The organism is Enterobacter cloacae complex sp. ECNIH7 (assembly GCF_002208095.1).
Taxonomy (GTDB): Bacteria; Pseudomonadota; Gammaproteobacteria; order Enterobacterales; family Enterobacteriaceae; genus Enterobacter; species Enterobacter cloacae_M.
The window spans coordinates 459065-471434 of the sequence record NZ_CP017990.1; the positions used below are offsets into that span (position 1 = coordinate 459065).

The window sequence follows — 12370 nt, forward strand, 5'->3', positions numbered from 1 at the left end:
TAGCATTAGCTGTTAATTTTTCTAACGGACGAGACCATGACGCGCAGCTATCTCCCTCTTAATTCCCTGCGGGCGTTTGAAGCAGCCGCCAGGCATCTCAGTTTTACTCATGCCGCTATCGAGCTGAATGTCACCCATTCCGCGATTAGCCAGCACGTCAAGGCGCTGGAACAGCACCTTAATTGCCAGCTGTTTGTCCGCGTTTCGCGAGGGCTGATGCTGACCACCGAAGGCGAGAATTTGCTGCCGGTGCTGAATGACTCGTTCGATCGCATCGCCGGAATGCTGGATCGTTTTGCCAGCCAGCGCGCTCAGGAGAAGCTCAAAATAGGTGTGGTAGGGACTTTTGCCACGGGTGTTTTATTCTCGCTGCTCGCGGACTTTCGCCGCTGCTATCCGCATATTGATCTTCAGCTTTCCACCCATAACAATCGCGTCGATCCAGCGGCCGAAGGGCTTGATTACACTATTCGCTACGGTGGCGGCGCGTGGCATGGAACCGATGCTGAATTCCTTTGCCCTGCGCCGCTGTCTCCGCTCTGTACACCCGAGATTGCCTCAGTTCTCAAAAGCCCGGCAGATATCCTGAAGTTTACCCTGCTGCGCTCCTACCGGCGCGACGAGTGGGCTGCGTGGATGCAGGCAGCGGGCGAACACTCTCCCTCGCCGACGCACCGGGTGATGGTGTTTGATTCGTCCGTGACCATGCTGGAAGCTGCGCAGGCAGGCGTAGGGATTGCCATTGCGCCTGTCGACATGTTTACCCATTTACTCAGCAGCGAGCGCATCGTACAGCCGTTTGCAACGCAGATTGACCTCGGCAGCTACTGGCTGACAAGGCTACAGTCACGGTCAGAAACGCCCGCAATGCGCGAATTTGCCCAGTGGCTGGTGGGGAAGATGCAGAAATAAAAGGCCCGCCGGATGGCGGGCCAGAAGCGTCAGATGGTGACCACGGCAATCAGCGTCACCACGGTCAGGATGGTCGCCAGACCGTAGAACACCCATTTCCCGCTCGGTACATGAATTTTCAGGTCATGCATCGCATGGTGAATACGGTGCAGGCCACACCACAGCGGCAGGACGATCATCAGGAAGATGAACGCGCGGCCGATAAAGCTGCTCGCGAACGCCAGTACGCGTTCGTAGCTCAGCGCATCGCCCGGGAACAGCCCCAGCGGCAGCATAATGCCGACCAGCAGAATGATGACGGGGGCGATGATGGCACTCCACATGCCGCCTGCGCCAAACAGGCCCCAGAAGACCGGCTCGTCAGAACGTTTTGGATTTGGATTGATCACAGGTGTCTCCTTACCAGAACAATGCGACAAACAGAATGACAGCAGTGACCAAAATCGTCACTGCCCAGAGCCCTTTAATCACCGGCTCTGGCCCCATTTTCTCGTCTTTTACGATGATGTTCGCCGCTTTTGGCGCCAGCTCAAACCAGGTTTTGGTGTGAAGCAGCGCGGCCGCGAGCACGATCAGGTTCAGAACAACAACGATCGGGTTTTGCAGGAAACCGACAAAGCTGGCCCAGGCTTCCGGGCCATGCTTGAGGGCAAAAACGCCGTACATCAGCTCAAGGCTGAACCAGACCGCCGGTACCGCCGTGCCTTCACGCAGCATGTAGAAGCGATAAAACGGCAGGTTTTTCCACCATGTGGACGGCACAGGCCGCACATAGGCTTTGCGTTTAGTCGTCATCATGCACTCCTTAGCGTGGTTTCAGGGTAGCGATAAGAAAGTCTTTCGAGCTTTCCACTTTACCCTGTTGAATTGCGGCGGCCGGGTCGACGTGCTTCGGACAAACTTCGGAGCAATAACCCACAAAGGTACAGCTCCAGACGCCGTTCTGGCTGTTAAGCTGCGCCATACGTTCTTTTTTACCGTGGTCGCGGCTGTCTTCGTTATAGCGGTGCGCCAGGGTAATGGCGGCCGGGCCGATGAACTCCTTGTTCAGGCCAAACTGTGGACAGGCGGCGTAGCACAGGCCGCAGTTGATGCAGCCGGAGAACTGATGGTATTTCGCCATCTGCGCCGGCGTCTGGGTATTCGGCCCCTGATCCGGCGTGCGCGGATTACCGATGATGTACGGCTTAATGGCTTCCAGGCTTTCGATAAAGTGGGTCATATCGACCACCAGATCGCGTTCAATCGGGAAGTTGCCCAGCGCTTCGACCTTAATGCCTTTGGTGTACTCGCGCAGGAAGGTCTTACAGGCCAGCTTCGGCACCTTGTTGACCATCATGCCGCAGGAGCCGCAGATTGCCATGCGGCAGGACCAGCGGTAGCTCAGGTCTGGCGCCAGGTTGTCTTTGATATAGCCGAGCGCATCCAGCAGGGAGGTTTGCTCGTCATAAGGGACTTCATAGAAAGCGCTGTGCGGTGCGGCGTCCACTTCCGGATTGTAGCGCACCACTTCAACTTTCATTTTTTGCATCTCAGCCATTCGCCTTCTCCTTCTTCTCGGCGGCTTCTGCTTCTGCACCGTACACGCGTTTAGCCGGCGGCAGCGTAGTGATTTTCACGTCGCTGTAGTCCAGACGTGTGGTGCCATCTGCATCGCGCCAGGCGAGAGTGTGTTTCAGGAAATTGACGTCGTCACGTTCGGTACAGCCTTCGTCCAGGCGCTGGTGGGCCCCACGCGACTCTTTACGCGCCAGCGCAGAGTGCGCCATACATTCCGCGACGTTCAGGCCGTGGCCCAGCTCGATGGTGTAGAGCAGGTCGGTGTTGAATACGCTGGAGGTATCGGTGATGCGCACGCGCTTGAAGCGCTCCTGCAGTTCCGCCAGCTTGTCGACGGTTTTTTGCATCAGCTCTGGCGTACGGTAAATACCGCAGCCTTCTTCCATCGACAGGCCCATCTCGTCGCGGATCTTAGACCAGTTCTCGTTACCCTCCTGGTTCACGAGATCTTTCAGACGTTTTTCAACGTCGGCGACCTGCGCATCCAGCGCGGCACTGTTGGCTTCGCCTGCGGTTGCCGCCCGCTCCATCGCGCGCTCGCCCGCCATGCGGCCAAAGACGACCAGCTCGGCCAGCGAGTTTGAGCCGAGACGGTTGGCGCCGTGCAGGCCCACGGAGGAACATTCACCCACGGCGAACAGACCCTTAATACGGGTTTCACACTGCTGATCGGTTTCGATCCCGCCCATGGTGTAGTGCGCCGTTGGGCGTACCGGAATCGGCTCTTTCACCGGATCGACGCCGACGTAGGCTTTCGCCAGCTCGCAGATGAACGGCAGACGCTCCAGCAGTTTCTTCTCGCCAAGGTGACGCAGGTCGAGATAGACCACATCGCCGCGCGGCGTGGAGATGGTGTTGCCTTTGCGCCACTCGTGCCAGAAGGCCTGAGAGACTTTGTCGCGCGGGCCGAGTTCCATGTATTTGTTCTTCGGCTCGCCGAGCGGGGTTTCCGGGCCCATGCCGTAATCCTGCAGATAGCGATAGCCGTTTTTATTGACCAGAATACCGCCTTCACCGCGGCAGCCTTCCGTCATCAGAATGCCGGAGCCCGGCAGACCGGTTGGGTGATACTGCACGAACTCCATATCGCGCAGCGGTACGCCGTGGCCGAGCGCCATGCCCATGCCGTCACCGGTGACGATGCCGCCGTTGGTGTTGTAGCGATAAACGCGACCCGCACCGCCCGTCGCCATCACTACGGCGTTGGCGCGGATCTGGACGAGCGTGCCTTCCATCATGTTCATCGCCACCAGGCCACGCGCCTGCCCGTCATCAACCAGAATGTCGAGGACGAAATGTTCATCGAAGCGCTGAATTTGTGGGAACTGGAGGGAGGTCTGGAACAGGGTGTGCAGCATGTGGAAGCCGGTTTTATCGGCGGCGAACCAGGTGCGTTCAATCTTCATACCGCCAAAGCGGCGAACGTTGACGCTGCCGTCCGGACGGCGGCTCCACGGACATCCCCACTGTTCAAGCTGGGTCATTTCCGTGGGACAATGATGCACAAAGTAGTCAACGACATCCTGTTCGCAAAGCCAGTCGCCCCCTGCAACCGTGTCGTGGAAATGGTATTCAAAGCTGTCATGATCCTGCGCAACGGCGGCGGACCCTCCTTCTGCTGCCACTGTGTGACTACGCATTGGATAGACTTTTGAAATCAATGCGATTTTAGCGTTGGGATTAGCTTGTGCTGCAGCAATCGCAGCACGTAATCCAGCCCCGCCAGCGCCTATTACGGCAAGATCGGCTTGAAAAGTTTGCACGACATTCCTCCAGATTTTTGTTATTTCGCAACGCGACAAACTAAAGGTAGTTCACCCGTCCAAAAGGACGATTGCGAAAGCGTTTCCACTGCTCCTTTATGGGTAAAACAGTATAACCGTGTAGATGTCAGGGAAATTTGACGTGTTCGATTTTTTTGCTGTTCTGTACGGCGATTTATCATGAAGATTGATGAAATACGTCACGAAAAAGTTCACCTAAATGAAATGCGCTTTTTTACTGCGCAAAATTTGTCTCTGCCCCTGCTAACGAGTAGACTTCGTGCCCTTGTCTGAAATCGGAGAACAACTCATGAGCGAAACGGCCACCTGGCAGCCGAGCGCATCCATCCCTAATCTTTTAAAACGCGCTGCAATTATGGCGGAGATCCGCCGTTTCTTTGCCGACCGCGGAGTCCTGGAGGTGGAAACGCCGTGCATGAGTCAGGCAACGGTAACGGATATTCATCTGGTGCCGTTTGAAACCCGTTTTGTTGGCCCCGGCCACTCTCAGGGCATGAATTTGTATCTGATGACCAGCCCGGAATACCACATGAAACGCCTGCTGGCGGCGGGATGTGGTCCGGTGTATCAGCTGTGCCGCAGCTTCCGTAATGAGGAGATGGGGCGTCACCACAACCCGGAATTCACCATGCTGGAGTGGTACCGCCCGCATTATGATATGTACCGCCTGATGAATGAGGTGGACGATCTGCTGCAGCAGGTGCTGGACTGCTCGGAAGCCGAAACGCTCTCCTATCAGCAGGCTTTCCAGCGCCATCTGGAAATCGATCCGCTATCGGCGGACAAAACCCAGCTGCGCGAAGTGGCGGCAAAACTGGATCTCAGCAACGTGGCGGATACCGAAGAGGATCGCGACACGCTGCTGCAGCTGCTGTTCACCTTCGGCGTAGAACCACAGATTGGCAAGGATCGTCCGACCTTTGTCTATCACTTCCCGGCAAGCCAGGCGTCGCTGGCGCAGATCAGTACCGAAGATCATCGTGTCGCAGAGCGTTTTGAGGTCTATTACAAAGGCATCGAGCTGGCAAACGGCTTCCACGAACTGACGGATGCCCGCGAGCAGCAGCAGCGCTTCGAGCAGGATAACCGCAAGCGCGCCGCGCGCGGCCTGCCGCAGCAGCCTATTGATGTGAATTTGCTTGAAGCATTAAAAGCGGGCCTGCCGGATTGCTCCGGCGTGGCGCTGGGTGTTGACCGTCTGGTGATGCTGGCCCTGGGCGCAGAGCAGCTTGGCGATGTGATTGCGTTTACCGTAGATCGCGCCTGACGACAGTTAACCCTCTCCCGTGGGAGAGGGTTGCACCGCTTACCTTACAAACTTCCCGCCGGACGCGTACGCGTCGCTGACGTTAACGTTCTTCCCGTTTTACGCCCGTCCAGGCTTTCCAGACGCATCTGGAACGGTGGGAACGGCATATCAATACCGTGCTCGCGGAAGCCCGCCAGAATCAGCTGGTGAATCTCATGGCGCAGCGGCATACGGTGTCCCATTTCGGCGGCATAAATACGCAGCTCGAAAATCTGGATCCCCTGCTGTAAATCCACAAGGAATACTTCCGGCGCCGGGTTGTCGATCACCAGCGAGCAGCGCTCAGCGGCGGTGTAGAGGATCTGGGTCACCTCTTCGCTGTTGGCGTCTGACGGGGCAGGTACCGTTAGCACCACGCGGGTAACGGAGTCTGACAGCGACCAGTTGATGAACTGCTCGGTGATAAACGCCTTGTTTGGCACGATGATCTCTTTCCGATCCCAGTCGCTGATCGTCGTCGCACGGGTATTGATCTTCGTGATGCTGCCGGTCAGATCGCGGATCGTGACGGTATCGCCAATGCGGATCGGTTTTTCGAACAGAATGATCAGGCCAGAGATGAAGTTGGCGAAGATCTCCTGTAACCCAAAACCTAACCCAACACCGAGTGCCGCCACCAGCCACTGCAGCTTCGACCATTCAATACCGATCATCGAGAAGCCAACCAGCCCACCAAACAGCATGATCAGATATTTAGTTATGGTCGTAATCGCATATCCCGTCCCCGGGGTTAAATCCAGATGCTGCAGAAGCGCCAGCTCCAGCAAGGCAGGGAAGTTGCGCACCAGCTGCGTGGTGATAATCAACACCAGTATGGCAATCAGCACCGCCCCTAAGGTAATCGGCTCCAGGCTTTCAACGCCCTGCTCCGTGGACGTCACGTCCCACAGAGAGATGTTCTCCAGGAAGCCAAATGCGGAGTGGATCTCGGACCACAGGAAGATGACCGAGAGGAGGGCAATCAGCATCAGTATGGAACGAACCAGGCGCAGGGACTGGGTACTGATGGCATCCAGATCCAGTTCGACCTCGTCCGCTTCGGTTGTGCCTTCCGTACTGTTGACATGGTTTGGCTCTTCCTCTCCCCGCGCACGCTGGGCAAGAATCTCTGCCCGGCGATGCTTGGCACGGTCAAACGCCAGACGCCGCCGCTGGATCAACATCCAGCGGCGGATCACGTGGTACACCACCAGAAGCAGGAACCAGATGGCCACCGAGGTTTCCAGCCGCGCCAGCAGCGCCTTCGAGGTCGCCAGATAACCTACTGCGGCTGCCAGCATCGCAACCAACGGTGCGCTAAGCAGCAGGTTCCAGAGCAGCCGGTTGAACATGTTGTCGCCGCTGCCGGATTTATCCAGATAGAGCGGAATGCCAGCGCGTTTCAGGCTGAGCGTAACGATGGCCAGCGCCCCACAAATCAGCATGAAGCAGAGGCGGCCCAGCGAGCCTGAGAACTCCCGGTCATTGAGATTATCAAACATGATCAGCGCCATAATCAGCGGCACAATCAGCCCGATGCTCATCAGGTAGTAACGCATGGCGCGCGCGACGCGATTACGCGGCCAGCCAAAGTGGGTGATAAACAGGCCATTGGGGCGCGCGAAGGTGGCGCAAATCATGACCACCCACAGCAGCGGCACCGTGGCGGTGACGCCATCGCCAATCGCGACCGCGAGCGGATAGGGCCAGGCTTCCCGCAGGCCATACCCCAGCGTCATCCACAGCACCGGCAGCGGGGAGGCGACAAGAATCGACCAGAATACGGTGCGCAACGTCAGCCAGAAGTGATCCTGGGTGACTTTCCCGACCCTGGAGCTGGAACGCTCCAGGAAGCGGGTGAAATGTCTGCGCGAGTAAATGCTGAAGCCCACCAGAATCAACGCCCCGAGCAGCGGGAAAATGGTCTCTTTGCTGGTAAACATCATCACGCTAGCCTGTCCCAGCTGGCTGACGGTGTCCAGCGAAATCAGGCGGCGCAGGTCCTGGACAATCTCAATCGGCCACGAGAATGTCATCGGACGCACGTCGGAGGTCCAGAAGAGATAACGGTGCGTCGCCTCGTTCACCTCTTTCAGCGCATCTTCCAGCTGGCTGTTGGAGACTTTTAGCTTGGTCAGCTCCAGAATCAGCGTATCTCCGCCCTGGAGCAGAGAGTTCAGCAGTTCACGCTGGGTACGCAGCTGGGCTTCCAGAATACGGTTTTGCTCGCTGGTCAGGGGCTGGCCGTCAGCCTGACGGATCTGGCGGATTTGCGGCTGTTTATTGAGAAGATCTTCAAAGTGCAGTCGCTGAACGCGCAGCTGGGCCATCTCGGTATCCAGCTGCTGCGGCTTCGGCATTTCCGGCAGGCGCGCGACCTGGGCGCGTAACGCTTCGCCGAGAAGGTTTGATGACCCGAGCCACTGGGACTGCTCGCGCAGGGTGTTGAGCGCCTGACGCACCTGCAACGTTTGATTGGTCGCCTGACGCTGCTGCGAGGCAACCAGATCCATGCGCTGCGCCTGCTGATTCAGCGCGGCAGAAAGCTCGCGATTGACCCTGAATTGTTCGTTGATACCGGCAGGCAGGTTTTCGCTGTTTTCCGCCAGCAGTTCGGTGCTTTCCAACGCGCGCTCCGCTTCACGCTGGCGCTGGCTGTTGAGCTGATTGCGCAGGGCCTGGAGATACGCATCCAGCTGCTCGCTCTGCTTCTGAGCGAGTTCAGAGCGCATCCGCGACAGCTCCTGGCGGTTATTGGCTGAGAGCTGCGCCAGCTCCAGCTCATCGACAAGGGCCTTCAGGCGAGCCGATTCTGCCTGCAGGCCCAGATTTTGGGCCTGAGCCTGTGGCGTATTGCCGCTTTGCGTACCCACGCGACGCTCAACTTCATTAAGCTGGCGGCGGGCATCGGTTTGCTGTTGCGGAAGCTGGCTGAGGGAGTCGGCGATTTCACGCGCTCGCTCCTGCTCCTGCTGGGCAAGACGGCTCTTTTCCAGAAGCTGGCTGCTGACCTGCAGGATCTCCTGGTTCAGAGCGTCCGAGGTCATGCCTGCGGGCACGTCGCGCGGTTCGTCACGCAGATTATTGAGCTGCGCGCGCAGCGTCTGCGAGAGTTTGGGGAAGTTGTCGATAACCTGCTGATACTGCTGAGCGCGCTCAAGAGAGCCTTTCCGCTCTTCAAGCGCATTCAGGGCAGACTGGAGCGACTCGACGGTCTCTGGCTGAGCGGGTTTGGCCGCTTTTGCCTGCTCCAGTTCCTGGGTTATCTGTTTGGCGTCGGGGGCTGTCGCTGCGTACGCCCCCATGCTGAGGCACCAGGCCATCAGTAGAACGATAATCGGGCGCACGTCAGCGATCCTTCTGTTGTTAGCCTTCGTCTTTTTTGTCGTCAACCAGCGGGCTGGCGTCGTGCTCGGCGTTAATCTCTTCCTGTGACAGAGGAGCAGGTTCTGCATCCGGCGTCACGAAGGTTTCAGTAGAGACCGCCAGCGGCTGGCCCAGTTTGGTGACCGACAGGCTTTCGAGCTGTTCAGCCAGCTTCACTTTGCCCGGCGCAAACAGGTTGATTACGGTAGAGCCCAGCTTGAAGCGACCCATCTCCTGACCTTTCAGCAGGGCCACCGAGCCTTCCGCTTCACCGGCAGGCCAGGTCCAGCGTTTGATCACGCCTTCGCGCGGTGGGGTGATGGTGCCGGCCCAGACGGTTTCGATGCTGCCTACGATGGTTGCACCGACCAGAATCTGCGCCATAGGGCCAAATTCAGTATCGAACAGACAGATGACGCGCTCGTTACGGGCAAACAGGTTCGGCACGTTCTGCGCGGTCAGGTGGTTTACGGAGAACAGGTCGCCCGGGACGTAAATCATTTCACGCAGGATACCGTTACACGGCATATGCACGCGATGGTAGTCGCGCGGTGACAGATAGGTGGTGGCAAACGTACCGTTACGGAACAGATCCGCCATCAGGTAGTTACCCGCCAGCAGCGCTTCCAGACTGTAATTATGGCCCTTCGCCTGCAGGATTTTGTCGTCTTCGATGTTACCCAACTGGCTGATCACGCCGTCTGCCGGCATCACCAGGACGTTAGGATCGGTGTTCAGCGGGCGCACTTCGTCACGCAATGGGCGTACGAAGAACTCGTTGAAGGTGCGGTAGCTGGCGGTATCCGGCTTTTGCGCCTCTTTCATATCGACCTTGTAATATTTTACGAAAAGGTCGATGACCAGTTTGGTCAGCCAGCCCGCGCGTTTGCTTGCGCCCCAGCCCGCCAGGCGAGTGAGCCACAGTTTTGGCAGAATGTATTGAAGCGAAAGTTTAAATGCGTTTAACAAGGTAGCCTCCAGGCCATTGTTTTGTCGTTCCTGATCCGGCGTTAAGCCGCCGGAACCTGAAAAAAGGGGACGATTTTAGCGATGCTTAGCTTAGTTGTCAGTTATCAGAATCAGAAAAGTTTTTACGCGTTTTTACGTCTTCCATGCTCTCAAGAATACGGTGGTAATTCTCGAAGCGGGTTTCCGCGATCTCGCCTTTCTCAACCGCTTCACGGATAGCGCAGCCAGGGTCGTTATCGTGTTTACAGTCGCGGTATTTACAAGCGCCTAAATAATCATGGAATTCGACAAATCCGTTAAAGATTTGTTCCGGCTCAAGGTGCCACAAACCGAACTCACGCACGCCCGGGGAGTCGATCACGTCGCCGCCGTGCGGGAAATGATACAGACGCGAGGCGGTGGTGGTGTGCTGGCCCAGGCCAGAGACGTTGGACACATCGTTGGTCAGGATCTCTTGCTGGAGGCCAAGCAGGTTGTTCAGCAGGCTCGATTTACCCACGCCGGACTGGCCCGCAAAGATGCTGATACGGTCGGTCAGCGCCTCTTCCAGCGGTTTAAGGCCATCTTTGGTGTGGCTGGAGACCATCAGCACGCGGTAACCAATCTTGCGGTAGATATCCATCTGCTCATTCACGAAGGCCATGCCGTCGTCATCCAGCAGATCGATTTTGTTCAACACGATAACCGGTTCAACCTGCAGCGTTTCGCAGGCGACGAGGTATCGGTCGATAATGTTGAGAGAAAGCTCAGGTAAAATCGCCGAAACAATGACGATCTGGTTAATGTTGGCGGCAATGGGTTTGACCCCGTCGTAGAAATCGGGGCGGGTTAAAACGGACGTGCGCTCATGAACCGCTTCAACGATACCTTTTACCGTAACGCCTTCCGCCGCCTCTTTACCCGGTCGCCAGACCACGCGATCGCCGGTAACCAGTGAACGGATGGTGCGACGGATATTACAACGGTGGATATCCCCGTCGGCGGATTCGACATCGGCATGCATACCGAAACGGCTGATGACTACGCCTTCTGTCGCTTCACCAAACAGGTTGTCGTCATAATCCGGCTTCTCCGAAGTGGTTTTAAGACGGCGCTGGTGGTTGGCGTTTACGCGGCGCTGCTGCCCTTTGGAGAGTTTATTTTTACTCAATCGCGCTGGCTCCTGGTCGCCCGTAAGGGGCAAAACCTCTATGATACACTCTAATTAATACTAGTTAACCTGCTACTGCCGGTTATGCGAGAAGGGTGGAAAATAACATGAGCGCGGATGAAAACAACCTGATTTGGATCGATCTCGAAATGACCGGGCTGGATCCCGAGCGCGATCGCATCATTGAAATTGCAACGCTGGTGACGGACGCTAACCTGAATATCCTGGCTGAAGGGCCAACGATTGCAGTGCACCAGTCCGACGACCAGCTGGCTTTGATGGATGAATGGAACGTGCGCACCCACACCGGCAGTGGCCTGGTGGAGCGCGTGAAGGCGAGCACGTTCGGCGATCGCGAGGCGGAGCTGGCGACGCTTGAGTTCCTGAAACAGTGGGTTCCGGCAGGCAAATCGCCTATCTGTGGGAATAGCATCGGCCAGGATCGCCGTTTCCTGTTTAAGTACATGCCGGAGCTGGAGTCATATTTCCACTACCGCTATCTGGATGTCAGCACCCTGAAAGAGCTGGCGCGTCGCTGGAAGCCTGAAATCCTCGATGGCTTTAAAAAGCAGGGGACTCACCAGGCGATGGACGATATCCGTGAGTCCGTGGCGGAGCTTTCCTACTACCGCGAAAACTTTATTAAGCTGTGATTTTGCGATCCGGCGCCTTGCGTGGCCGGGTTTTTGTCGTTAAATTGTTCAGCTTGCCGATTAATTAAGCATTTGAACTTAATTTCGAAAAAATCGCTTTAAGGGGGGTTGCAGCTAAAAGGATTTCTCGTATAATGCGCCTCCCGTAACGACAGAGAATTACACGTTACGACAGCAACAAAAGCAGTGCAGATTTGCGGGAATAGCTCAGTTGGTAGAGCACGACCTTGCCAAGGTCGGGGTCGCGAGTTCGAGTCTCGTTTCCCGCTCCAAAATTTGAAAGTGCTTCCAAAGCACGGACCACCCAAGCGGGAATAGCTCAGTTGGTAGAGCACGACCTTGCCAAGGTCGGGGTCGCGAGTTCGAGTCTCGTTTCCCGCTCCAAAATTTGAAAGTGCTTCCAAAGCACGGACCACCCAAGCGGGAATAGCTCAGTTGGTAGAGCACGACCTTGCCAAGGTCGGGGTCGCGAGTTCGAGTCTCGTTTCCCGCTCCAAATTCTTCTTAATCTCTAAAATATCCACAGCGAAAAGAGTCGTTGGGGACGTTTTCTATTGTCTCTGAAATACTATTGTGAACAGAGTTATCCACAGAAACTACGCTTAACCGTAACAGGGTTAAAGCTTAGCAGGGTGAATAATATCTTTGTAACGTGCTGTATTTAGTAAATAAATTTTCATTTCAAAAT

General features: G+C 56.5%; 10 protein-coding genes and 3 tRNA genes. 6 read left to right on the forward strand and 7 right to left on the reverse strand.

What is annotated here, in order from left to right:
* Window positions 1-36 precede the first annotated feature (36 nt).
* The gene (gene ampR / locus WM95_RS02255; protein ID WP_023310121.1) at window positions 37-912 is read left to right on the forward strand and encodes a LysR family transcriptional regulator AmpR; all 876 of its coding nucleotides are present in this window, start codon (window positions 37-39) and stop codon (window positions 910-912) included.
* A gap of 29 nt (window positions 913-941) precedes the next feature.
* Here ampR and frdD read toward each other — a convergent pair whose 3' ends face one another.
* The 4 genes from frdD to frdA are packed head-to-tail and all read right to left on the reverse strand — an operon-like array spanning window position 942 to window position 4235.
* Window positions 942-1301, reverse strand: coding sequence for a fumarate reductase subunit FrdD (frdD, locus tag WM95_RS02260; protein ID WP_023310122.1), 360 nt, complete (start codon window positions 1299-1301; stop codon window positions 942-944).
* Window positions 1302-1311: 10 nt separating this feature from the next.
* Window positions 1312-1707 (reverse strand): fumarate reductase subunit FrdC, encoded by a 396-nt coding sequence (gene frdC, locus WM95_RS02265; RefSeq protein ID WP_063409017.1) that lies wholly within the window; start codon window positions 1705-1707, stop codon window positions 1312-1314.
* Between the two features lie 10 nt (window positions 1708-1717).
* On the reverse strand, window positions 1718-2452 hold the full coding sequence (locus tag WM95_RS02270; RefSeq protein ID WP_023310124.1) for a succinate dehydrogenase/fumarate reductase iron-sulfur subunit: 735 nt from the start codon (window positions 2450-2452) through the stop codon (window positions 1718-1720).
* Window positions 2445-4235 carry a fumarate reductase (quinol) flavoprotein subunit gene (gene frdA / locus WM95_RS02275; RefSeq protein WP_063409016.1) on the reverse strand — a complete coding sequence of 597 codons (1791 nt, stop codon included), beginning with the start codon at window positions 4233-4235 and terminating at the stop codon, window positions 2445-2447. The genes WM95_RS02270 and frdA overlap by 8 nt, the downstream gene beginning before the upstream one ends.
* A gap of 310 nt (window positions 4236-4545) precedes the next feature.
* Between frdA and epmA the strand changes: the two genes are divergently transcribed.
* The gene (gene epmA / locus WM95_RS02280; protein ID WP_024907345.1) at window positions 4546-5523 is read left to right on the forward strand and encodes an elongation factor P--(R)-beta-lysine ligase; all 978 of its coding nucleotides are present in this window, start codon (window positions 4546-4548) and stop codon (window positions 5521-5523) included.
* A gap of 44 nt (window positions 5524-5567) precedes the next feature.
* Here epmA and mscM read toward each other — a convergent pair whose 3' ends face one another.
* The 3 genes from mscM to rsgA form a co-directional block, all read right to left on the reverse strand.
* Complete coding sequence (gene mscM, locus WM95_RS02285) at window positions 5568-8891, reverse strand: miniconductance mechanosensitive channel MscM (protein WP_088544621.1); 3324 nt, start codon at window positions 8889-8891, stop codon at window positions 5568-5570.
* Window positions 8892-8910: 19 nt separating this feature from the next.
* On the reverse strand, window positions 8911-9879 hold the full coding sequence (gene asd / locus WM95_RS02290) for an archaetidylserine decarboxylase (RefSeq protein WP_029739893.1): 969 nt from the start codon (window positions 9877-9879) through the stop codon (window positions 8911-8913).
* Between the two features lie 97 nt (window positions 9880-9976).
* A complete protein-coding gene (rsgA, locus tag WM95_RS02295; protein ID WP_059445167.1) occupies window positions 9977-11029 on the reverse strand; it encodes a small ribosomal subunit biogenesis GTPase RsgA in 1053 nt (350 codons plus the stop codon).
* 107 nt (window positions 11030-11136) lie between these two features.
* Here rsgA and orn point away from each other — a divergent pair, with 107 nt between their 5' ends.
* The 4 genes from orn to WM95_RS02315 all read left to right on the forward strand — a co-directional run bounded on the left by orn (window position 11137) and on the right by WM95_RS02315 (window position 12178).
* A complete protein-coding gene (orn, locus tag WM95_RS02300) occupies window positions 11137-11682 on the forward strand; it encodes an oligoribonuclease (RefSeq protein WP_023310130.1) in 546 nt (181 codons plus the stop codon).
* 196 nt (window positions 11683-11878) lie between these two features.
* Window positions 11879-11954 (forward strand) — tRNA-Gly (locus WM95_RS02305).
* A 36-nt stretch (window positions 11955-11990) separates the two neighbouring features.
* Window positions 11991-12066: transfer RNA gene (locus tag WM95_RS02310), tRNA-Gly, on the forward strand.
* Between the two features lie 36 nt (window positions 12067-12102).
* Window positions 12103-12178, forward strand: a tRNA-Gly gene (locus WM95_RS02315).
* The last annotated feature ends 192 nt before the right edge of the window (window positions 12179-12370 follow it).

Excerpts from the sequence above, each read along its gene's own strand:
- ampR (WP_023310121.1), top strand. The coding sequence starts at position 37 with ATGACGCGCAGCTATCTCCCTCTTAATTCCCTGCGGGCGTTTGAAGCA.
- epmA (WP_024907345.1), top strand. The coding sequence starts at position 4,546 with ATGAGCGAAACGGCCACCTGGCAGCCGAGCGCATCCATCCCTAATCTT.
- frdC (WP_063409017.1), bottom strand. The coding sequence starts at position 1,707 with ATGACGACTAAACGCAAAGCCTATGTGCGGCCTGTGCCGTCCACATGG.
- WM95_RS02270 (WP_023310124.1), bottom strand. The coding sequence starts at position 2,452 with ATGGCTGAGATGCAAAAAATGAAAGTTGAAGTGGTGCGCTACAATCCG.
- orn (WP_023310130.1), top strand. The coding sequence starts at position 11,137 with ATGAGCGCGGATGAAAACAACCTGATTTGGATCGATCTCGAAATGACC.